We start from the raw sequence: 22122 nt of genomic DNA on the forward strand, positions 1-22122 counted from the left end.
CATTTTTAGAATTATTCTAAGAATATTATAATAATTCTTACTGATTTTGTCAATAGAAAAAGAGCCGAAAAGCAAAACTTTTCAAGCGCGCTTCTGATTTTTTCACGGCATCCGTCACAGGATATACCTGATAGCAGGGACATGCCCCCGAGTCCGGATCCATACAGTACTTTTTCTGCAGTTCCGGATACAGTTTTTTGTCAATTACGGTTACTTTTACTTTGTGCTGCATATTCGCGTTCCTCCGTTCCTGTCTTGAAAATTATTAAATATGGCGGTACAATTTCATTACCATATATCTGCCCGTGAGGTGATACCATGTTGACGCCGCGCTACTTTTTCGCTGACGATTTCAGACAGTTCCACGATTATTTTTTATCCATGCCTCATATAGAACGGTCTTTTCACAAAGGAGATTCAAATCTTATGAAAATTCAAACCGCAGAGCATACCGGAGGGACGATACGTCCTGCTCAAAAAGAAGATCTTTCCGTCATTGCCCGGATCTGGCTGGAAGCCAACATCCAGGCTCATTCTTTCATTCCCTCCTCTTATTGGCAGGATCATCTCCCCATGGTCGAGGAACTGCTCCCTCAGGCAGAGGTCTTTGTCTATGAAACCCTGGAGGGAATACAGGGATTTCTGGGAATGAACGGAGATTATATTGAAGGGATTTTCATCCGGCAGGAAGCCCGGTCCCGGGGAATAGGAAAAACTCTGATCAACTGCGCGAAAAGCCAGAAGCATAAACTCAGATTATCCGTATACTGCAACAACACAGGAGCTGTAAAATTTTATCAACGGGAAGGATTTCAGATTGAAAAGGAAGGCATCGACCCGGATACGGGCCAGGCAGAATATTCTATGATCTGGAAATTCTAAAAACCAGGCAAAATACACAGGGCGGAAAACTTCCGCCCTGTCTTCACGACTCTCTGTCAAAAATTCTCTGCCAAATCAGATATCACACTTTGAAAGCGCAGCCTCATCAGCCACCAGCGTCACATCCGGATGCATCTGAAGAATCGATGCCGGAACCTGCGGTGTTACAGGACCGAAAAACGCTGCCTTTACAATCTCCGCTTTATCCTCTCCGCTGACTACAATCAGGATTTTCTTCGCCATCATAATAGTCTTGATCCCCATGGTATATGCCTGTTTCGGCACGTCATCAATGGAATCAAAGAAACGTTTGTTGGCTTCGATCGTGCGCTGCTGCAGATCCACACAGTGCGTTACCGTCTCGAATGCCTCCTCCGGCTCATTAAATCCGATATGGCCATTATGGCCCAGTCCGAGAAGCTGCAGGTCCACGCCGCCCAGAGACTGGATCAACGCCTCATATCTGGAACATTCTTTCTCCGAATCCGGCTCCATACCATTGGGCAGATGTGTCCGTTCCGGATTAATATTAACGTAATCAAACAGATTATTGTGCATAAAATAATAGTAGCTTTGATCGTTTTCTCTGGGAAGCCCCTTGTACTCATCCAGATTCACGGTAGTTACGTCGCCGAAGTCCAGATCCCCTTTATCATACCATTCGATCAGCTGTTTGTAAGTACCGATGGGCGTAGAACCTGTCGCCAGTCCCAATACACAATCTGGCTTCATAATAATCTGCGCCGAGATGATGTTGGCCGCTTTGCGGCTCATGTCCTGATAGTCTTTCGCTTTGATAATCTTCATTTCCCTATCCTCTTGGTTTCTAAAAATTTTTCTGTCTATATTATAAATTGTACAATGACTTTTGTCCAGTCATTTCCAAAACACAGTCCATCTCATGCCATTCCACTCCTCCCCAGGAAGAAGCGGACACTCCCAAGTCGCGAAATCCCATTTTTTCATACATTTTCACCTTTGATTCCAGACAGGTAAGCAGCAGTCTTTCTCTGCCCTTTTCCCGCTCCCTGGCAACATAACGGCGCACCAGTTCTCCCGCCAGTCCCTGTCCCCGGTATTCCGGAAGCACATCCAGCCCCAGAAGCATAACCCTCTTTCCTTCCGGATCGTACAGATCTGCATCTGTAAAAAACTCGTCCCTGAAAACAGCCTCATCCGTAGAAAGACCATTCAGGAATCCTGCCAGTTTTCCGGTTCTGCGGTCCACTGCCACCAAGAATAATTCCGGAGCTTTCGCCGCGCGCTGCATCATCATTTTCTCCGAACACGCCTCATTTGGCGGAAAACAGATTCTTTCGATCTCTGCTGCCTGCTTTGCTTCCCCCGGTAAAATCTCCCGGAATTCGAACTGACGGCAAAGCTCTTCCCGCGAAGCCGGCCCCTTTCCGGTAAGCATCAAGAAAGCAGCCAGATTTCCCCTTTTCCCATGGGTGGCACGATGGGAAAACAAAAGATCCGGATTGCAGCAGGTACACACATTCGTCACTTCCAGATGTTCCGGAAGAATACCGGCTTCCAGCAGCACCTGTTCATTGGCTCTCCATAAATCCAGCTGGTATTTTCCGTTTTCTTTCCGGTAGAGCATCCTTTCATCCGCCGCACCGCCAAATTCCTCCATGAACGCCTGCGCCACATCTTCACTGACCTCATAACAGTCCTGGCAGATAGAAGGTCCGATGGCCGCTCGCACATCCTCAGGCCTGGTTCCGAAGGCAGCGCTCATCTTTTCCAGAGTAACCGCCCCAATCCGCTTTACCGTTCCTTTCCATCCCGAATGAGACAAGCCGATGGCGCGATGCACCGGATCCACAAAATAGAGCGGTACGCAATCCGCGTAAAAGGTAGTCAACACCAGTCCCGGCACATCTGTGACCATGCCGTCCACATCCTGATAGTCCAGCGGTTTCGTATACCCTTTCCCCCTGTCTGCCTCTGTCATCAGACGCACATGATCTGTATGCGTCTGATCAGAAAGCACCAGATTTTCCGGAATAAAGCCGATCGCGCGTCCCATCCTGCGAAAATTTTCACGTACATTCTCTTCTCGGTCCCCTCTGGTAAAACTCAGGTTCATAGACGCCAGATATCCTTCGCTGACTCCTCCCAGACGAGTAGAAAAGCCATGGCGTACCAGACCGGTTTCCTCCAGATTTTTAAATATAAAATACGGGACGCCGCCGTCCTCTCTCAGTTCCATGCGGCTGTCCCTTTCCTTTTTCTTCATATTCCAAACGCGTCCTTTATATGTTCTGTGCTATTTCCCAACACACTGACCACATCGAAGCGGCACGGCTGATCCTGGGAAATCTTTCGTTCCATACAATAGTACATCGCCGTCCGGACAATCTTCCTCTGTTTTCTCGCATCCACGGCTTCCGCCGGATGCCCTGCATGCTGGTCTCTCCGGTACTTAACTTCCACAAAGACCAGATAACTGCCGTCCATAGCGACCAGGTCGATCTCTCCCTCTCTGCACCGGTAATTTTTCTCAAGGATCCGCATTCCCTGCTTTTCCAGCCAGGAGGCTGCTTTCTCCTCATATTCCGCTCCGGTCTTCCGCTTATTCTGCATCCTCCGGAGCCTCCTTCACAAAATTGCGGATGAAGGTCCTGCGGTGAATCTCGCAGGGCCCCAGTTTTTTTATGGCGGCAATATGCGCTGCCGAACCATAGCCTTTGTTGGAAGCAAATCCATAACCCGGATACTTTGCGTCCATCGCTTCCATCATCCGGTCCCTGGTCACCTTCGCGATCACGCTTGCTGCCGCTATGGACAGGCTTTTGGCGTCTCCCTTGATAATCGGTACCTGTCTCTGGGAAAGCCCCGGGATCGTGACTGCGTCATTCAGGAGCACGTCTGGTTTCACAGTCAGCTGTCCCACTGCCTGTCGCATGGCCTCATAGGTGGCCTGCAGAATATTGATCTCGTCAATCCGCTCATGACTTGCCACCCCGACACCTACCGACACTGCTTTTTCCATGATCTCATCATAGAGCAGTTCTCTGCGCCTGGCTGTCAGCTTCTTGGAATCGTTCAGATACAGGATCTTGCAATCTGAAGGCAGGATCACCGCGCCTGCCACTACCGGACCTGCCAGCGGGCCTCTGCCAGCCTCATCGATCCCACAGATAACGCCGCAGTTTCCATATTCTCGTTCATATTCCAGCATTCCCTCCAGACGCAGAAACTCCAGACGCAGCTTCTCCTGTCTTTTCAGGGCTTGTTCTTCTTTCTTTGTCATCACTGATGTTTCAACACTCCAAATTTATCCAGCGGCCAGATCCGAAGCCATGCGCGTCCGATGATCTCATCCCGGTGGATAACGCCCACACTGGGATCCCGGCTGTCTGTACTGTCATTCCGATTATCGCCCAGGACAAAATATTCGTCTTCCCCCAATACGATCGGCTCCGCCGCCAGCCCGGAATCCTTGATCACTTCTCTTCCATACGACTCCTGAAGTATTTCTCCGTCTATATAAATATCTCCGTCTGTAATCTGCACTGTCTCGCCGGGGAGCCCGATAATCCTTTTTATATAGTAAACATGATCCTCATACCGGAAAGGGAAGACAATGATGTCAAAGCGCTGCGGATCCGAGAAACGATAGGTGATTTTATCCACGATCAGATTATCCCCGTCGCTCAGCGTATTTTCCATAGAACTGCCGCTCACGTAGGTTCTCTGCCCTACAAAATGGATAATCAGGAAGGTGGCGCCGACCACCACCGCCACATAGATCAGGAAACTGAGTATTTCATGAAGTACTCCCCTCTCCTTTTCTTCAAAATCCTCCACGTAGCTTTTTCTTTTGCTCATGTCATCATCTCTCCTCTGTTCCTTTTCCGTCAGGCGGGAATTCCAGCGTAATGCGGCCAAGACGTCCGGCCCGGAAATCGTCCAACAGGAAAGAAGCTGCTTTATTAAGATCCGGTTCTCCGCCCTTTGACAGACAACCTCTGGCCTCCGCAATCTTTCCCAGAATCATCCAGGAAGGTACGTCGGCCGGAAAATCTGATTTATAACGCTCTTTTAACGCACCCGGGAAATGCTGCTGCACAAAAACAGCCAGCTCCGACGCCAGTTCTTCCAGATTCAGGATCTCGTCGTTGACAGATCCAAGCATGGCAAGGCGTACTCCCACCTGAGGGTCGTCAAATTTGGGCCAGAGGATACCCGGTGTATCCAGAAGCTCTACCTGCTTATTCAAACGAATCCACTGAGCGCCTTTCGTCACTCCCGGTTTGTTTCCCGTTTTGGCGCAGGCTCTTCCTGCGAAACTATTGATGAATGTGGATTTCCCCACATTTGGAATCCCTACCACCATGGCCCGGACCGGCCGGTTCAGGATGCCTCTCTTCCGGTCTCTCTCTATCTTCTCCCGGCAGGCTTCCTGAACAGCTGCCTGTACGCTTTTCATCCCGGATTTACTCCTGGAATCCAGTTTCACCACGAAATATCCCTGTTCACGAAACCATCCCATCCATGCCTCATTGCTTTTTTCGTCCGCCAGATCCGACTTGTTCAACAGAATCAGGCGTGACTTTCCCTTGCCAAGCTCGTCGATGTCGGGATTCCGGCTGGACAGAGGCGCACGTGCATCCACCAGTTCGATGATCAGATCAATCAGCTTGATATTCTCCTGCATCATCCTTCTGGCTTTTGTCATATGCCCCGGATACCACTGTATCTCCATATTACTCTCCTTATCTCAGGGAATCAACCCGAACCTTTCCCACGGGGACCAGATAAACCATGCCTTTCCGTAGATATCCTGTCTTTTTACATTGCCGATATCCGCATTCCGGCTGTCTTCGCTGGCATTCCGGTTGTCTCCCAGCACAAAATATTCATCCGATCCCAATGTAATCTCTTCCTCAGCCAGGCCGGCATAATCCATCTGCTCGCTTCCGATGCCGGTTTCATACAGTTCTCCGTTTACATATACAAATCCTTCGATGATCTGAACCGTATCTCCGGGAACCGCGACCACCCTTCGCATATAATAATGAGAATTCACATTGCCATTGGGACGGAAAACCACCACGTCCCCCTGTCTGGGACCGGTAAGGATATAACTGAAACGATTGACAAACACCTGATCGCCGCTGCCGATGGTAGGCTCCATGGCCTGTCCTACACAACTTAACGTAGTCATAAAGTAGAACACCAGTACACAACCGATCACAAACGCCAGAATGCACTCTCCCACCCAGAAAAGGACACTCCGTATGGTAGAGGTCTGAATGACTCGTCTCTTTCTGTGAAAATTTAAACCTTTTCTCCTAGACATGCAAAATCCGCCCTAAATCAAAACAAGGGACATGATACTTTCGTATATGTCCCTCTCAGTAACTATTTTACCAGCTCTTTTACCTTTGCTGCTTTACCTACGCGGTCTCTTAAGTAGTTCAGTTTCGCGCGTCTTACTTTACCGCGGCGAACCACTTCTACTTTCTCCACATTCGGAGAATGCAGCGGCCAGGTCTTCTCCACACCGATTCCGTTGGAATTCTTTCTTACCGTGAAGGTCTCTCTGCTGCTTCCGCCCTGTTTCTTCAGAACAGTTCCTTCAAATACCTGGATTCTCTCACGGTTTCCCTCTTTGATCTTTGCGTAGACTTTAACCGTATCTCCTACGTTAAAGCTCGGCACTTCCGCTTTCAGCTGAGCTGCCTCAATATTCTTGATAATATCGTTCATTGTGCTCCTCCTTCAATATTGGATGTTCTTAATACGGCCAGCGTAACAGAGGACCATCTCTTTTTCTCACAACGCGTTATATTTTATCATACCTCTTCCAGCTTTGCAAGGAATTTTTTATCTTCCTTTGTCAGACTGGCATGTTCCAGAAGATCCGGCCTTCGCTCTTTCGTACGGATCAGGGACTGCTCCCTTCTCCATTTTTCCACGTTCGCATGATGGCCGGACAGCAGGATTGCCGGAACTTTCTTCCCTCTCCATTCCTCAGGACGGCTGTACTGGGGATACTCCAGCAGATTGTCATGAAAAGAGTCAAACTCCGCCGACTCCCCATTATGCAGCACTCCGTCCAGAAGACGGGATATGGCGTCCATAATCACCAGTGCGGGAAGTTCGCCGCCGGTCAGCACATAGTCTCCGATGGAAACTTCATCCGTCACGATCTCTTCCAGCACCCGCTCATCGATGCCCTCATAATGTCCGCAAAGAAAAACCAGCTCTTCTTCTCTGGAAAACTCTTCCGCCATACGCTGATTGAAGACCTTTCCCTGGGGCGTCATATAGAGCACCCTCGGTTTTTTCTCTGAAGAGAGACCGGATACTACAGACTCGTATGCACGGCAGACCGGTTCCGCCTGCATAACCATGCCGGCTCCTCCCCCATAGGGATAGTCGTCCACCCGGTTATGCTTATTCACAGAAAAATCCCGGATATTTACCGCATTTACGGACAGGAGTCCTTTCTCTACAGCTCTGCCGGTGATGCTTGTCTGAAATCCGTCCCGGATCATATCCGGAAACAGCGTCAACACATGAAACCTCATAGATCCAGCAGTCCCTCCAGCACGTGCACGCGCATACGCTTTTCTTCCACATCCACCTCCAGGATGCAGTCCCGGATCGCAGGAAGCAGTATTTCCTTCTCCTGAGAAGTTTTCACCACATAGACGTCATTGGCGCCGGTCTGAATCACGTCGGTCAGAATTCCCAGCCTTTCTCCGGCATCCGTCACTACCTCCATATCGATCAGATCAGCGATGAAATTTTCATTTTCTTCCAGCGGAACGGCGTCTTCCCTGGGAATCAGAAGATCCGTACCTTTATATTTCTCTACATCGTTGATATTATCCAGGCCTCTGAATTTCAGGATTACCTGGTTCTTGAAAAACTTGACCCCCTGGATTTCAAGCGTCCGCTGTCCGCCTTTCGCATCCAGAATCACCTTTTTCAATTCCCTGAAACGCTCCGGATCATCCGTTGTGGGATACACCTTTACCTCCCCGCGGATTCCATGGGTCGAAGAGATTACGCCTACTCTCAAATACTGTTCCATGTGTATTCTCCCAGTCTGCCGTATCTTACTGCAGAATCTCTACTACTACTTTTTTCTCGTCTCCGGACGCTGCCGCTTTCACCAGAGAACGGATGGCCTTTGCGATCCGCCCCTGTTTGCCGATCACTTTGCCCATATCGCTGGAAGCCACTCTGAGTTCGATCACAGTGGCTTTCTCTGTCTCTTTTTCGGTTACGACGACTTCCTCCGGATGATCTACCAGCGCTTTCGCAAGCACTTCTACCAGTTCTCTCATCCTTTCACCTCCAAAGGCTTTTCCGGAAGCTGCTTATTTGGTGATACCTGCAAGTTTGAACAGTTTTCCTACAGTCTCCGTCGGCTGCGCTCCGTTTGCAAGCCATTTCTTTGCTGCCTCTTCATCGATATTAAATACGCTCGGATCCTGATTCGGATCGTAGGTTCCGATCTCCTCGATAAATCTTCCGTCACGCGGAGATCTGGAATCTGCCACGATTACTCTGTAAAAAGGAGCCTTCTTCTGACCCATTCTTCTCAATCTGATTTTTACTGCCATTGTTCTTTACCTCCGTAAATGAAATAATAATTTGATTTTATTTATATTGTAAAAGAAACGCTTAAAACGGCAATTTGCCGAACATTCCTCTTTTACCTCTTCTTCCGCCCATCATGCCGGGCAGCTGCTTCATCATCTTGCGGCTCTGTTCGAACTGCTTCACCAGACGGTTGACCTCGCTGATATCTACGCCCGCGCCTTTTGCGATCCGTCGTTTTCTGGACGGATTCAAAATGTCAGGATTCTGACGTTCCTTTTTCGTCATAGAAAGGATGATCGCCTCGATCCGCGCCATCTTCTTCTCATCCATGGCGTCTTCAATCTGTTTCATCTGGGCTCCGCCCATACCCGGCATCATGGAAAGCAGGCTGCTGATACCGCCCATCTTCTTCATCTGGTTCATGCTTTCCAGATAATCTTCAAAATCAAACTGGTTCTTTTTCAGCTTCTGAACCATCTGTTTGGATTTTTCTTCGTCGATATTTTCCTGTGCTTTCTCGATCATAGTGAGAATATCGCCCATGCCCAGGATACGGGACGCCATACGATCCGGATGAAACTGCTCCAGATCCGACAGCTTCTCGCCCATACCCACGTACAGGATCGGCTTGCCCGTCACCGCACGGATGGAAAGCGCCGCGCCGCCTCTGGTATCGCCGTCCAGCTTGGTCAGGATCACTCCGTCTATACCGACTTTTTCAGAGAAGGCAGAAGCCACATTGACCGCATCCTGACCGGTCATGGAATCTACTACCAGGACCGTCTCCGTCACGTCTACGTTTTCCTTGATTTCGATCAGCTCGTTCATCATATCTTCATCGATATGAAGCCGTCCTGCTGTATCCAGAATCACCACGCTCATGCCGTTGGACTTCGCATGTTCCACGGCTGCTTTCGCGATATTGACCGGCTTGTGCTGATCTCCCATGGAAAAGACTTCCACGCCCTGCTTCTCGCCGTTGACCTGAAGCTGCTTGATCGCTGCCGGACGATACACATCGCAGGCTGCCAGCAGGACCTTGCGTCCTTTGATCTTAAACTTCCCGGCCAGCTTCGCCGCAGTCGTCGTCTTACCTGCGCCCTGAAGACCGGTCATCATGATAACGGTAATCTCATTGGAGGGTTTCAGGCGGATCTCCTCCGCAGTCCCCATCAGCCGGATCATCTCTTCATGAACGATCTTGATCACCGTCTGTCCCGGAGTCAGGCTTTCCAGCACATCCGTGCCCACCGCGCGCTCCTCCACGGCCTTGATGAACTGTTTCACCACCTTGAAGCTGACGTCAGCCTCAAGAAGAGCCAGCTTGACCTCTTTCAGGGCGGCTTTCACATCCGCCTCCGTCAACCTGCCTTTGCCCCTCAGGTTCTTAAATACGTTCTGTAATTTTTCCGATAAACTGTCAAATGCCATCTAAAGCTCCTCCAGTATTCTGGCAGATATCTTCTCGATCTCCTCCATATCAGGATCTGATTCCCGCGTCTTCGCGATCTTCCTGATCTCTCCGACTTTTTCTTTGAGACTCACGAATTTCTCCACCAGATGCAGCTTTTCTTCGTATCCGTTCAGCAGCCGGCTGCACCGTTTGACCATGTCGTGCACGCCCTGACGGCTGATACCCAGTTCGTCCGCGATCTCGCTCAGCGAATAGTCGTTCAGCACCACATCTTCATAGACTCTCTTCTGATGCTCGGTCAGCAGTTCGCCATAGAAATCATACAAAAGCGTCTGCTCCAGTATCTTCTCCATCGCTATCACCCTGGTTATATTACACGAAAGGGAGAACGGTGTCAAGTATTTTTTCTTTACAAACATGTGTTCGTTCTATAAATTGTTCCGTCGACGCCTAAAAATCAAGGATTCCGCTTGCGCCCCGCCGCCAGATGTGCTATATTGATAATAGAAAAGGGGAAAACAACCGCCCACAAGGGGTTGACCTTTTACAAAATGGTTATAGAATTACCACCCTGCTACTGGTCAAAGTTTTGGGGTGGTTTTCTATGCTTAAAACACTACTTGATAAACGTAAATACGAATGTCAGCAATGCCAGGATGAACATTCCAAAAGCCATAAGGTCTTTAAAATCATATTCTGTTTTCACGGTTCATAACGAGCAAAACTCGCGTTTGTTTTCTCTACCCTATAATTATACCCTTGAGACAGCATTGAATTTGACAACAAGAGAAAAGCCGCTGACGGCCTGATTATTTCAATCAGCACAACCAACGACCACGTTCAAGTAGAGCGGGAAATCTGAACACTCTTGATTTCGCCACTCTACTTACTTTCAAAGATCAGTATTATTCCTCCGCAGCTTTCGATTCTTCCGGACTGAAACGGATAAATTTCCTATGATCCGGGAGAAACTCATTGCTCTCCCCTGTATAAATCTTCGGTCTGCACAGCCGAAGCGCCTCCGTCCCTTTTCCAAAACTCCGGATCAACATGTGCTCACTCAGAAAGTCGTTTATGATCTCACTATTCAGTTTCATGGGCCCCTCTCCCTCCCTGCAAACTAAACGGTTTTTTCATATTCTCAATAATACTTTACGACGGAAGTTGTTCTCTGTCAATTCGTATATTTTATATGGTTTTTCCCATGGTTTTTTGTACAAAAATGTCAATATACCCACTGACAGCTGATGAAATATATAAATAGGGCTAGCTGCAGCGCCGGCATTTTGATACAATTAAAAAAAGAGTTTTGAAAGGGTGTAAAATGGAAAATCAGGTGATTTATGAAAATGAAAGCGGTATTTTTACATGCGACGAAGAGGGGCTGCTTTTAAGATACGAGTGCAGTCCGGAAAACCGGTTGGAGCTGAGCGACTGCACTGAAAAATTCAGTATTTTCGGACAGGATTGGCAGCATGAGAACAGAAAAGACAAATCGATCCGGAAGCTGGTGATACCATCCGGCGTAAAGCAGATCGGCAGCTGTTCTTCCGCTTATCACGAAGAGGGAGATGTGTCGTTCAAGGATTATGTGGTGCGGGATGAAATCATATTCCCGGATAGCCTGAAAATAATCGGTGTGTCTGTATTCTGGAGCGCCATGCTGCCGGAAGTAAAGTTTTCATCAGCACTGAGCGTTGTAGGCGCAACTTCTTTTTTCCATGCCAGAATCTGTAAACTGATCCTTTCTTCCGATATAAAACCGATATACGGGTATTATTACAGCGACCAGGCGCATCCGTATTTTAAAGATATCCCGGGACAGGGGGCTGTCGAGATAACAGAAAACGAGCTGCTGGAGCAGTATCTTTGCTTTGGAGGCCGACAATTTAAATACGCCCATATTGATACGCTGATGGTTCCTGATGGATACGAATATATGTCCTTATTGTCCGAGTCAGATATCGGAAAACTGATTAAATATTAAGAACATAAATAAAAACATAAATAAACATAAATAAAATATTTTTCCTTGCACCCAGCCCGTAAATGAACAAGTTTTATTTTTCTATGCGATTTGTATTCTGCTTTGCGATCATACCCAGCAGATACCTTTTATGATATCTGATCTGTACATACTTCATGATTCTTCGATAATATACCGGATTTCCCGCGCCGCCCAGGAGTCCTACTACCGGCAGTCCCTGAATAAATTTAAGCAGAAGCATATCTGCTGCAAAAGCCTTCGCAGTCCGGTCTGTCTGCTCTTGCAGCAAGTTTTTTGCCTCTTCTGCCGAAGGGAGTGCGGCACACATGGCATCCACCTCCCTGTCGGCACGAATCCTCTCTTCTCCCCGGCTAAGAGACGCTTCCATCATCTTCAGGATAAAAAGACGCTCCTGCGGACTGTCATAATCAAATCCATAGTGCAGCGCCGCTTCATAGGCTCCTTTCATCAGCATCCCGATAAAAATCACGATATCAGGAAGCCCGATCCCCAGAAGTCCCAGACCGGCTCCTTCCACCGTAGTAAGCGCCATATTGCGCAGATCCGCCGCTCCTGCGGCTTTCCTCATTCTTCTCAGTTCCCTGCGGTTTCCTTTCAACTCTACCGCATATGCCTGTATCTCATGGTCTTTCTGAAGTTCTTCTTTATCATAGGTCTTTTCGATCAGCGTATTCCCATGCTGAAATACCACAGAAAAAGCTTTGCAGAACGCCTTTTCCAGACTTACGCGCACTTTTTCAGGCACTTTGGTCTCCAGTGCCTTTTTCCACTCCGGCGGTTCCTGTTTCTCTGCGGATCTTTCCAGACGCCTTTCCCGCTTCTCCAGTTGTTCCAGTTCTTTCTGCAAAGCGGCCAGAAGCCGCCGGTCAGGATGTGCTCCCATCTTTGACTGTTCCTTTCTTTCCGGAAATCTTTATATTTTTCTCAGCAGCTGCAAGGTCCGTTCGTCCCGCTTCCCGCCAAAATATTTGTCAAGCACCTTCCGGAACACCTCCTGCTCCGGCGCGGCGGCTTCAAACAGCGTCATGGAAGACCGCAGCTTCATGTCATCCGGATATCCGAACACTTCGTGGGCGTCGTCCGTCTCCAGATCCAGTAGCGCTCCGGATATTTCCAGCAGACGGCCGCCCAGCACCTGGTCCGTCATATAGTCCTTCGCCTCCTGCAAATCGGCGATGGCGTAATACTGCGCCGTACTGCTCATTCCCAGTCCCGCGATCTGCGGAAATATATACCACATCCAATGGCTGCGTTTCCGGCCGGTTTTTATCTCCTTCAAAGCCTGCCCGTAAGAATCTTCCTGCGCCGCGTAAAATCGTTCCAGGCTCATGCGATCATCCTTCCTTTCCCTTTCCTTCCAGGAACTCCACTCCCCATCCGCCGCTCTGGCAGAAAGCATCGTCGTGGAGATCCACTTTTTCTATCCAATCATCCTGGTTTCCCCGGTATACCATGCACGGTATGGAACATCCTCTAAATGCCAGTTCCTCAATATAGCGGATGCTCTTCGGCAATACTATTGATGTCAGGCTGCAGCCGGAAAACGCGCTGCTGTAGATACACGCCAGTCCTTCCGGCAGATCGATCCCGGTCAGGCTTTTACAGTCTGCGAAACCATATTTGCTGATCCTCTTCAGACTCTTAGGAAGCACTACTTTTTTCAGGCTCTCACAGCCCAGAAAAGCCGCTTTCCCAAACTCCCTGATTCCTTCCGGCAGCTGCAGTTCCCGCAGCGAACTGCAGCCCTGAAACGCTTCTTCTTCGATATCCTTCACGCTTTCCGGAAAATGAATTTCCTGCAGGGATCTGCACTCTTTAAAAGCTCTCTTTCCGATCTCTTCCAGCTGCTCAGGCAGAATAATCTCCCGCAGATCTTCGCATCCGGCAAACGCATAATCCCCGATACGCTTCACGCCTGCCGGCACCCTGTAGGACGCCCTTCCCTTTCTTGGAAAGAATACCAGTTCCGCTCCTTCTTTGTCAAACAGAACGCCATCCTGTTCCGTATAATATCTGTTTTTTATATTTTGCAGCCCGCATCCTGTAAACGCCTCCAGACATAAATTTTCCATGTTAACAGGGAAAGTGACAGATTTCAGGGACACACAGCCTTCGAAAGACCGCTCGCCCAATCTTGTCAGGCTGTCCGGAAAACGGACCTCTTCCAGGCTGCTGCATTTCCAAAAGGCGAATTTGCAGATTCCGGTAACTCCTTCCGGGATTATCACCCGTTTCAGAAAGGCATTGCCGCAGAATGCATCTTCATCGATCCATACCGTCCCTCCGGGAACCGTGTACTCTTCGTCCTTTTTCCCTGCGGGATACTGCTGCAGTTCTTTGCCGTCCGGCGAGAACTGCACTCCGTTTACGATACGGCATACGCTGCAGCCCGGCGCGGCTTCGACCGCTTCAAGAGAAGTACATCCCGTAAAAACTCCATTCCCATATTCTTTCAAATTCCCGGGCAGCCGGAGCTTCTTCAGATTCCGGCACTCGTTGAATGCACGTGAGCCGATCTTCCGGACGCTTTCGGGAACAGTCACTTTTTCCAGTATATAACATTCTGTAAAAGCACTTGAACCGATGGACTGCAGGCCGTTTTCCAGCACTGCTTCTCTCAGTCCGCTGCATCCACAGAATGCGCTGTCTCCGATGGACCGGACCGATTTTGGTATGACTGCCCGTCTAAGCCCCTTACAGCCAAGAAAGGCCCTTTCACCAATACCGGTTACCGGAAGTCCGTCCACTGTCTCCGGGACAACCAGGTCTCCTGCGAATTCCCGGGAATCCACCAGCACCACGCCTCTTCTGGAAGCATCTGTCTCAAACCAGAGCTTCTGTCCGTTCCCGGGCAGAATAACGCAGAATCTTTCTCCGGGCTTATGCCTCTTTTTCTTATTCTCTCTTCCCGGAATTACCCCGTGCTCTTTCAGAAGATCCGTAAGCCCCGCCGGCGCGGCCTGAAGATTCCGGCACCAGACCGCGTACGCCAGGGCGTACCCTCCTGTACAGTATGCTCCGTCCACGCTTCCGGGAACATCTCCCTGAGTCAGATAGAGCGCGTGCCAGCTGTCATACTGCCTGTCCCCGCTGTCGAAAGTGGGAATATCCAGGAAAAGCCCTACGGCCTTTTTCCCGTTTCTCATCTGATACAGGACGGCATCCGCATTTCCGAAGGCTTTGGGGAATTCCGCTATCCGTTCTCCAAAGGAAAGGCGGGGGTCCGTCCCTTCTTCCGCGCGTGTGTATCCCGCGAAACAGATTCTCGCGCCAAAATCATTTTTCAGGCGCAGCTCCACATCCTTCGCTTCCGCAGTCTTCACGTTTCCGGCCGGAGACGGAGACTCCTCTCCAAATAATATTTTTCTCAGCCATTTATCCAAATATCCCATCATTCTCCTCCTCGTCCTCTCCGCGTTCCATCGCTTTGCATGCCTTTTCGATCACCGGCTTCCCCTTCAACGCATCCAGCCAGTCCCGGGGGATCCCGCCGTACCCATAAACCAGCCCTGCCAGTCCTCCGGCTACAGCGCCCGTGGTATCCGTATCTTCCCCCAGATTCACCGCTTTCAAGAGGCACTCACGATAACTGTCCGTAGTCAGGAGACACCAGAGCGACGCGATCAGCGTATCTACTACATACCCGCTGCTCCCGATCTCTCTCTCCGGCTTCTCTGCCAGGGAAACGGTATCCAGGAGCGGCTCCCAGACCGGCAACGCTTCCTCAAATTTTTCGTGGCGTCTGTACCAGCCGACCGATGCCGAGACGCCCTCCTGAACGGCTGCTGTCTTGTCCGTTCCTGCCAGCAGTCTCGCCGCAATATTTACATAGATCCCGCAGGCGGACTGAGCGATGGGATGGCGGTGCGTCAGGCCGGATACCTTATGGGTCATGTCCATCGCCTTTGCAGATCCTGTCAGATCCGTACCGTATCTGGCAGAAAGATAATACGCCATGGGAAGTATTCTCATAAGAGAGCCATTGCCGTTGGAGGTTCTCTGATTGCCTCCGCACAAAACGGGAACCGCTCCTTCCTTATAGCGGAACAGCGCCTGCGCCACTGTATGCCCGCAGTCGAACCGCTCTCCCCATGGGGAATATTTTCCATCTTCAAACCATTCCAGAAACCGATCCATAATATCGTGCGTATGGATGCCTCCGGTTTCCCCTATGCTCTGTGCCAGACACAGAGTCATGCTGCCGTCGTCCGACCAGGTCCCTTCCGGCTGTCTATGTGTTCCCCAACCCGTCATCCCGGTCACCGGACATTCCCTCAGCTCTTTTCGGCTTCGGAATTCTGCCGGCACGCCCAGTGCGTCTCCCACGCATACTCCATAGATCCCGCTGCGGAGCTGATACCCTCTGTCCGTCATAGCCTATCACCCCTCATCTTTTCTGTCAGTCTGTTCCCTAAGTTCTCTGCGTACCTGCATCAGAATCCTTCCCAGATGATTGTCACCCTTGCCCGTCCTTAAATCGACGCCCCAGTAAGTATCGCCCCAGGTATTGCCCTCAATAAGGGGGATCTCTCCGGTGGCGAGAAGCTTTTCTTTCAGCTCCGGGTTCTGGGAGAATTTTGCGCGGACGATTTCTTCCATCAGCGCTGTCTTCACTTCCTCCCAGTCCGGCCTCAGCTGTACCTGACGACCCAGGCGCTTGGCCTTGTTGGACGGAAGACAGGTAAACTGCTGCTTTTCTTCCTCTGTCAGGCATTTCTGCGCCTGAAACGCAGCCTCGGAATTCAGATAACGAAGTCCTCCATACTCGATTTCCGCCGGATAGAAATTACTCAGAAAATCATACTCTTCCCGGAAACGGTCAATGACCTCCGGGATTTTTCCGTTCTTTTTCAACAGCTCCCATACCTCCTTTGTGACCATCTCTCTTGCCGACGTATCATGACGGCGAACCTTCTCGCGGAATCCCGAGGAGCTGACGGTATCCAGCCAGTCCGGGACCTTAAATACCGCGAAAGACTCCCTATACTCCGCCAGGAACGGATGATTCATGATCACCGTTTCCGGCGACTCCCCTCTGCGCTTTGCCACCAGGATACCAAACTTCTCTACAAATTCTCTGATCCGGTGCCAGCGCGGAATAATATGCAGTTTATCGCTGCCCGCCACAAAGAGTATCCGGCTCTCCGGATAGTGTTCCTGGATCTTTTCCAGCGTTTCAAAAGTAAAGCTTTTCTCTCCTTTGGGACGGCGCAGCTCAGACTCATCCACTGCCAAACGCCTGTCGCCGGCACACATGCTTTGCAGCATCTTAAGACGCAGTTCATCCGGCAGAGCCTCCTCCTGATGTCCGGTCTTTTTCAGCTTTCTCTCCACATACCAAAACGGGGTCGGCACAAACAGTCCCAACTGTGCATCCGCCGCGTCCACGGCAGCTTTCAAAAGCGCCAGATGCGCTGCCGTGGGCGGATTGAACGAGCCTCCCAGTACCACGATGCGCGGGCGGTCCTCCTCTGTTTTAACTCTGGTAAAATCCCGGGACAGCGCCATTTCTGAATCCGGCCCACCGTTTTCTCCGAATTCTTCTGTCTGTCTGCTCTTCCTTCCCGCTTCCGCCATTCTTTCCGCATCTTCCCGGCTCATTTCCGGATTTGCGAACCGCAGAAGCTCCCAGAACAGTTCTGCACGGGTCTGCACATGATTCGCCCTGCAGCTGCTTCCTTTCTTCAGATACAGCTTTGCTCCTTTCAGCAGATTCACATCCAGACGGAACTGCGGATCCTGATCGTACACTGCCTGATACAGGCGGTCCATCAGACAGTCGTACTCCGCGCTTTCCCTCGCATACGCCTCTCCCCGCCAGTACAGTGTCTGTGTCTCTTTCCATCCTGGATCCATTCCCGCCTCATAAGCCTCCCGGCCGCTAAGACCGCAGATTTCTTCCTGCACGGCCGAATCAGGAAATTTCAGGCTTTGAAGCACTCCCTCCAGTGATCCGCACACTACATCGTCGAATACAAAGTGTCTTTCCTGCCGGTTGTGCAGCCGCAGGGCAAATCCGCTGCCGCTGCTGTTGATCCAAAGTTCCAGCGGTCTGCGGAAATGTTCCGGAATCCGTCGCATGCTCTCTTCTTCCAGGCCCGTGCATTCCTCAAAAGAATTGTCCCAGACTGCCGTGTCCGCGCTCTCAAAGATAACCGAACGCAGCGCCGTACAGCCGGAAAATACTTCCTTTTCCACCGTCCGCACACCTGCAGGAATTACAGCCTCTTTCAGACGGCAGCAGCCGGCGAACACCCGGTTGCTGAGGGACATAAGCTGCCCTGGCAGCCTGACCCGTGACAGCCCCGAACAATCCTGGAACGCAGCATCCTGCACAGACCTAACGCTGTCCGGGAGAATCATTTCTTTCAGATTACTGCACTTTTCAAACGCATGCTCACCAATACGTTTTATATTTTCTCCCATTTCAACCGACTCAAGCGCTTCGCACTCTGCAAATGCAAAACTGCTGATCTTCATCACAGTGTCCGGAATCCGGACGCTTCGCAGCCGTTTGTTGCCAAAAAACGCCCGGTTTGCAATCTGAACGGTCCCTTCCGGAATCACCAGATCTGTCTCATCCCCCGAATAGCTTATCAAATTGCCGTCTTCTATCTGCCACATTTCTGTTTCCACCTTTCACATGATGATCCACTCTACTCTCTGCGCCGAAGCACGCTCGGGCGGCGTCAGCCGCTCCAGCATACGGGCTATTTCCTGCTCCGGTATCTTCTTATCCGGATATATCTCTCCCCGTTCCCGGTTGCGCCGAAGTTCTTCCTCCCAGCCTGTTTCCAGATATACGATCCGCACCGCCGCCCCGTATTCTTCAAACAGCCGCACATTTTTCTCCCTCAGATCCGGGGTGAGATTCACCGCGTTCCACACAAAGGGCCGGCGTGCGCGCAGATATTTTCTGGCCTGCTCCCGGGCGGCAGCGGCTACGGGACCCTGGGCCTTTGTCGGCGGGATCTTCATTTCCCGGCGTATCTCATCCAGCGATACCACCGGCAGATCCGGACAATACTCCCGGATCCAGGTATCCTTTCCCGTCCCGGGCAGGCCGCACATGAGGATCACCTCGCCCCAGGTGTCGTCATAGAGTTCCCCGTCCGGCCAGTCCAGTCTCCCGTTCAGATAGGCTCTCTGCGTATACGCGGAGGGAAAACATTTCGGGCTTTCCAGACATCCCAGTTCCTCTGCCAGAAGCTCTGTGAGGACGACGCGCCCGGCCAGATCCTCTGTGTCATCCGCCAGGCGGCCCAGCGCGTCTGCCCTGGAAAGCAGACAGAGCAGAGACATCCGAAAATCCCCGGCCAGCTCTCCGTTCGCCGCGATCCGGATCAGTTTTCTCTTGTCCTCGTTCTCTCCCAGATGTACCGGATCCATGTGATGCCTGATCAGGGCGCAGACCGTTTCACGGAAATTCTGAAGGCCGGAATCGCCGGGCCATCCGCACAGCCGCGAATACTGCTTTTTCCACATCGGGAATGTGTTCCAGTACCTCCAGGACCGTTACTACGTCAAAGGATTTCTCCGGGAACGGCTGAAGGCAGATGTCTCCCTGCTCCGCCCGGAGATTTGTGATTCCTCCCCGGCTCAGATCCTGCAGAAACTCCACCCGGTGCGCCAGCAGGTCAACCGATGTGACCTCCACCCATGGAAACGCTTCCAGAAAAGGAAAAAGAAATACTCCTCTGCCGCTCCCCACATCCAGAAGGTTCTCCGGCTGAACCGAACGCAGAAAGCCAAGCGTCTTCCTCACACGGGGCAATTCCTCATGGCCGCGTTTAAAATAATAAAGCTTCGGATCCTGCACTCCGGCATCCGCCTGTCCGGTCCGGACCGCGCGGCCCCTGAAATAGGCCTGGGCCAGACGCTCATAGTAATCTTTGTTCATATCTTTCATCCTGTTTCATCGCCTTTAAACCAATAATATCCTCGGGGAAATTTAAGTTCGCTGTGTACCGAACGGGCGCACAGTTCCGCGGATCCTTCTCTCAGTGCCAGCTCCCAGTAAATTCCGCTCGCCCACTCCGGCGGACTCATGGATGTCTCCGCATGCAGCGCGGTCGGGCAGACACTCCCCGCGCTCAGGTAAATTCTCTTTCCATCCTGCTGGTATTCGGCGCATCCCTGTGCCGAATTGGGAGAAAGATGCGTATGCCCGCTCAGATAGATCGTATGTTTCCGGCCATCCAGAATCTTCTGAAGCTGATGGTCCACATTCAGATACGGTACCTCCTGCCTTCCTCCCTGCGGGTTATGAGCCAGGAGCGGCGCATGACAGAGCACAATCCTCCACTTTGCGTCCGACACCCTCAGCCTGTGATCCAGGAAGCGAAGCTGCCCCTCTCCTTTCATTCTGAGCCTCCGGCCATGGGTCGCTCCGTTCAGTCCGATAATCTCAGCATCGCCGATCCGGACCGCATATGCCCCGCTCTCGTCCTGATCCCATATTCCTTCTGCTGCCGGGCGGTTCCGGAGATACTCCTGGAATCCCGGGTAATCTTCCGGCCCGTCTGCCACCCGCGGCAGCGGATTCTGCGGGTAGTCGTGGTTGCCCGCAGCCGCAAGAACCGGCAATCTCTCCGGCAGCCCGTCGATACAGCATTTCAGCCGCCGGAACTGTTCCGGCGTACCGTCATTCACCAGATCGCCGGTCAGAAACAGCGCGTCGAAATCATCCGCCCTTCGGAGAACTTTGTCCAGCATCCTTGCCTTCGCTTCACCGGTCAGATGCAGGTCGCTCATGACGCAGAACCGGCGCCTTTTTTCGGGCCCGGCGGCGGATAAAATCCCGTTTTTTTCTTCTCTCATGGCCGCCGGAAGCGGAAAAAGCTGTTCCTGCACTTTCCCGAAATCCGCCGTCACCGCCCGTGCCAGAATATGGCTGGCGCCGGGCGGGATGCTTCTCCCACCTTTATAATGGAAGCTCCCGTTTCCATAAGCGTCCACCGGCAGACAGGCAAACGAGCTCCATCCCTCCAGCGCTCCGTCATCATCCGCCCAGTACAGAACGGCGGCTATGCAGTCCTTCACTTTCAGGCGGTAAATCCCGTCCGCTTTTCCCGGACATCTATATGAAACTGTAAGTTTCACAGCAGATCACTCCTCCACACAGACCGCTTCCATATCCTGAATGTTCAGGGGAATTCCATGCCTCTCCAATGTATCCGTAAGCATACGGACAATATTCTCTTTATAATAATTCAGGCACAGTACCACCAGCTCGTCTTTCGTCTTTTGAGGCAATGTTTTCAGCATCGCCTTTATTGTCACCATTGGAAGCCCCTTCATCTTAGACAGGAGACCTGCAAGCAGCGGGTTTTCAATCTTATTGTACAGCCGTTCCTCCAGCAGAGGATATAAGGTCTCCAGTATTTCTTCGTAATCCACATCATCAACCGTCATTTTAATTTCGATCATCTTGTCTTCCTGCTTTCTGATATAAAATAACTTTATCCTCTGATCGGGTCGTCTGTAATAATCGCGAAAGACTCTTTTACATTCGTATAACATTCATCCAGCTGATCCAGTGTAATAAAAATCTTTCCTCCGTCCGGTCTCTGGGAAGAGCTGTCACAGAGATAAAATCCTGCCAGTTCTCCGGTATCCGGATCCCTCACCGTACCGGTCAGGCAGACCGCGTGGTTGGATACGACTTCTCCTTCCGCATTTTCCACCTTCCACTCCCTGTCCTGGAGAATCCCCGAATTTACACCCAGGATCACTCCGTGCCCGCCTTCAATGGCTTCCGCCAGGCGTTCGCCGTCCGCCGTGTCCGAAAACTCGCAGTGTGCTTCGATTCCATAGTGGGAAAGCACTGCCAGATCGTTGCCGATCGTTGTCCCTCCTCCGTGATATTTAGGATCATCCTTGATGCATTGATCGTTTTCCATGGCATACTCCACGACTTCCGGTTCCGTGACATCCATCCCCGCCATCTTACAGATATTGGATACCGAGGTTAGTCCGCATGTCCCGGTCGCTCCATAGGGATTGTCAAAGCCCTGCTGATAATCCAGGATCTCTCCGAGACGGAACGGATCTCCGCAGACCATCGCCCGGTCCATCCCCGGCACTTCCGCAGACAGTTCCATCGGAAGAATCGGCTCGATCTCCTCGATCTCGCCAATGCCCCACACATCGGTTTCCCTGAGCCCTTCGGCTTCCATCAAATCATCCATTTTCAGCCCTTCCATCAACATCTGTCCCGCCTCCTTTACTTGCTGCAAGTTTACCA

At 51.1% G+C, this 22122-nt stretch carries 28 protein-coding genes; 2 read left to right on the forward strand and 26 right to left on the reverse strand.

The annotated features are described in order from the left end of the window. Positions 1 to 49 precede the first annotated feature (49 nt). Positions 50 to 232, reverse strand: a complete 183-nt coding sequence (locus tag B5F29_RS16775) for a hypothetical protein (RefSeq protein WP_242955617.1) — start codon at positions 230 to 232, stop codon at positions 50 to 52. Positions 233 to 426: 194 nt separating this feature from the next. Between B5F29_RS16775 and B5F29_RS08810 the strand changes: the two genes are divergently transcribed. Continuing rightward, on the forward strand, positions 427 to 882 hold the full coding sequence (locus tag B5F29_RS08810; RefSeq protein ID WP_087154338.1) for a GNAT family N-acetyltransferase: 456 nt from the start codon (positions 427 to 429) through the stop codon (positions 880 to 882). Between the two features lie 75 nt (positions 883 to 957). On the opposite strand, the gene nagB is transcribed toward B5F29_RS08810, so the two are convergent. From nagB to B5F29_RS08885, 15 genes are all read right to left on the reverse strand, one after another. Then, positions 958 to 1689, reverse strand: a complete 732-nt coding sequence (gene nagB, locus B5F29_RS08815; protein ID WP_087154252.1) for a glucosamine-6-phosphate deaminase — start codon at positions 1687 to 1689, stop codon at positions 958 to 960. A gap of 40 nt (positions 1690 to 1729) precedes the next feature. After that, positions 1730 to 3127, reverse strand: coding sequence for a peptidoglycan editing factor PgeF (gene pgeF, locus B5F29_RS17050; RefSeq protein ID WP_087154253.1), 1398 nt, complete (start codon positions 3125 to 3127; stop codon positions 1730 to 1732). Further along, the gene (locus B5F29_RS08825; protein ID WP_087154254.1) at positions 3124 to 3474 is read right to left on the reverse strand and encodes a YraN family protein; all 351 of its coding nucleotides are present in this window, start codon (positions 3472 to 3474) and stop codon (positions 3124 to 3126) included. The genes pgeF and B5F29_RS08825 overlap by 4 nt, the downstream gene beginning before the upstream one ends. Beyond that, positions 3464 to 4144 carry a ribonuclease HII gene (locus B5F29_RS08830; RefSeq protein ID WP_087154255.1) on the reverse strand — a complete coding sequence of 227 codons (681 nt, stop codon included), beginning with the start codon at positions 4142 to 4144 and terminating at the stop codon, positions 3464 to 3466. Before B5F29_RS08830 ends, B5F29_RS08825 begins: the two co-directional genes overlap by 11 nt. Continuing rightward, on the reverse strand, positions 4144 to 4722 hold the full coding sequence (gene lepB / locus B5F29_RS08835) for a signal peptidase I (RefSeq protein ID WP_087154256.1): 579 nt from the start codon (positions 4720 to 4722) through the stop codon (positions 4144 to 4146). Before lepB (B5F29_RS08835) ends, B5F29_RS08830 begins: the two co-directional genes overlap by 1 nt. 4 nt (positions 4723 to 4726) lie before the next feature. After that, a complete protein-coding gene (gene ylqF, locus B5F29_RS08840; RefSeq protein ID WP_087154257.1) occupies positions 4727 to 5599 on the reverse strand; it encodes a ribosome biogenesis GTPase YlqF in 873 nt (290 codons plus the stop codon). 15 nt (positions 5600 to 5614) lie between these two features. Beyond that, positions 5615 to 6196: a signal peptidase I gene (lepB, locus tag B5F29_RS08845; protein WP_087154258.1), complete on the reverse strand. Its 582-nt coding sequence runs from the start codon at positions 6194 to 6196 to the stop codon at positions 5615 to 5617. A 62-nt stretch (positions 6197 to 6258) separates the two neighbouring features. Continuing rightward, complete coding sequence (rplS, locus tag B5F29_RS08850; protein ID WP_087154259.1) at positions 6259 to 6606, reverse strand: 50S ribosomal protein L19; 348 nt, start codon at positions 6604 to 6606, stop codon at positions 6259 to 6261. Positions 6607 to 6692: 86 nt separating this feature from the next. Beyond that, positions 6693 to 7430 (reverse strand): tRNA (guanosine(37)-N1)-methyltransferase TrmD, encoded by a 738-nt coding sequence (gene trmD / locus B5F29_RS08855; protein ID WP_087154260.1) that lies wholly within the window; start codon positions 7428 to 7430, stop codon positions 6693 to 6695. Beyond that, complete coding sequence (gene rimM, locus B5F29_RS08860) at positions 7427 to 7939, reverse strand: ribosome maturation factor RimM (protein WP_087154261.1); 513 nt, start codon at positions 7937 to 7939, stop codon at positions 7427 to 7429. Before rimM ends, trmD begins: the two co-directional genes overlap by 4 nt. A 25-nt stretch (positions 7940 to 7964) precedes the next feature. After that, a complete protein-coding gene (locus tag B5F29_RS08865; RefSeq protein ID WP_087154262.1) occupies positions 7965 to 8195 on the reverse strand; it encodes a KH domain-containing protein in 231 nt (76 codons plus the stop codon). A gap of 33 nt (positions 8196 to 8228) precedes the next feature. After that, a complete protein-coding gene (gene rpsP, locus B5F29_RS08870; protein WP_087154263.1) occupies positions 8229 to 8474 on the reverse strand; it encodes a 30S ribosomal protein S16 in 246 nt (81 codons plus the stop codon). Positions 8475 to 8535: 61 nt separating this feature from the next. Further along, positions 8536 to 9885, reverse strand: coding sequence for a signal recognition particle protein (gene ffh / locus B5F29_RS08875; RefSeq protein WP_087154264.1), 1350 nt, complete (start codon positions 9883 to 9885; stop codon positions 8536 to 8538). Further along, positions 9886 to 10221, reverse strand: coding sequence for a YlxM family DNA-binding protein (gene ylxM, locus B5F29_RS08880; protein ID WP_087154265.1), 336 nt, complete (start codon positions 10219 to 10221; stop codon positions 9886 to 9888). Between the two features lie 552 nt (positions 10222 to 10773). After that, positions 10774 to 10965: a hypothetical protein gene (locus B5F29_RS08885; protein ID WP_087154266.1), complete on the reverse strand. Its 192-nt coding sequence runs from the start codon at positions 10963 to 10965 to the stop codon at positions 10774 to 10776. Between the two features lie 227 nt (positions 10966 to 11192). Between B5F29_RS08885 and B5F29_RS08890 the strand changes: the two genes are divergently transcribed. Next, complete coding sequence (locus tag B5F29_RS08890) at positions 11193 to 11855, forward strand: leucine-rich repeat protein (RefSeq protein ID WP_087154267.1); 663 nt, start codon at positions 11193 to 11195, stop codon at positions 11853 to 11855. Between the two features lie 73 nt (positions 11856 to 11928). On the opposite strand, the gene B5F29_RS08895 is transcribed toward B5F29_RS08890, so the two are convergent. Genes B5F29_RS08895 through B5F29_RS08940 form a run of 10 tightly spaced genes read right to left on the reverse strand, consistent with a single transcriptional unit; the run spans position 11929 to position 22087 of the window. Continuing rightward, complete coding sequence (locus B5F29_RS08895) at positions 11929 to 12759, reverse strand: EcsC family protein (protein WP_087154268.1); 831 nt, start codon at positions 12757 to 12759, stop codon at positions 11929 to 11931. 30 nt (positions 12760 to 12789) lie between these two features. Beyond that, a complete protein-coding gene (locus B5F29_RS08900) occupies positions 12790 to 13206 on the reverse strand; it encodes a DUF1810 domain-containing protein (RefSeq protein ID WP_087154269.1) in 417 nt (138 codons plus the stop codon). Between the two features lie 4 nt (positions 13207 to 13210). After that, positions 13211 to 15268 (reverse strand): leucine-rich repeat domain-containing protein, encoded by a 2058-nt coding sequence (locus tag B5F29_RS08905; protein ID WP_162608392.1) that lies wholly within the window; start codon positions 15266 to 15268, stop codon positions 13211 to 13213. After that, positions 15252 to 16250, reverse strand: a complete 999-nt coding sequence (locus tag B5F29_RS08910; protein ID WP_087154271.1) for an ADP-ribosylglycohydrolase family protein — start codon at positions 16248 to 16250, stop codon at positions 15252 to 15254. Before B5F29_RS08910 ends, B5F29_RS08905 begins: the two co-directional genes overlap by 17 nt. Positions 16251 to 16256: 6 nt before the next feature. Next, positions 16257 to 18500, reverse strand: coding sequence for a leucine-rich repeat protein (locus tag B5F29_RS08915; RefSeq protein ID WP_087154272.1), 2244 nt, complete (start codon positions 18498 to 18500; stop codon positions 16257 to 16259). 15 nt (positions 18501 to 18515) lie between these two features. Continuing rightward, the gene (locus tag B5F29_RS08920) at positions 18516 to 19361 is read right to left on the reverse strand and encodes an ATP-binding protein (RefSeq protein ID WP_087154273.1); all 846 of its coding nucleotides are present in this window, start codon (positions 19359 to 19361) and stop codon (positions 18516 to 18518) included. Beyond that, on the reverse strand, positions 19294 to 19776 hold the full coding sequence (locus tag B5F29_RS08925; RefSeq protein WP_162608393.1) for a class I SAM-dependent methyltransferase: 483 nt from the start codon (positions 19774 to 19776) through the stop codon (positions 19294 to 19296). Before B5F29_RS08925 ends, B5F29_RS08920 begins: the two co-directional genes overlap by 68 nt. 5 nt (positions 19777 to 19781) lie before the next feature. After that, a complete protein-coding gene (locus B5F29_RS08930; protein WP_087154275.1) occupies positions 19782 to 20978 on the reverse strand; it encodes a metallophosphoesterase family protein in 1197 nt (398 codons plus the stop codon). A gap of 6 nt (positions 20979 to 20984) precedes the next feature. Then, complete coding sequence (locus B5F29_RS08935) at positions 20985 to 21305, reverse strand: hypothetical protein (RefSeq protein ID WP_087154276.1); 321 nt, start codon at positions 21303 to 21305, stop codon at positions 20985 to 20987. A gap of 32 nt (positions 21306 to 21337) precedes the next feature. Continuing rightward, a complete protein-coding gene (locus B5F29_RS08940) occupies positions 21338 to 22087 on the reverse strand; it encodes a hypothetical protein (protein ID WP_087154277.1) in 750 nt (249 codons plus the stop codon). Positions 22088 to 22122: the final 35 nt, after the last annotated feature.

Origin of the sequence: Lachnoclostridium sp. An196, assembly GCF_002160135.1 — a bacterium.
Classification (GTDB): Bacteria; Bacillota; Clostridia; order Lachnospirales; family Lachnospiraceae; genus Hominiventricola; species Hominiventricola avistercoris.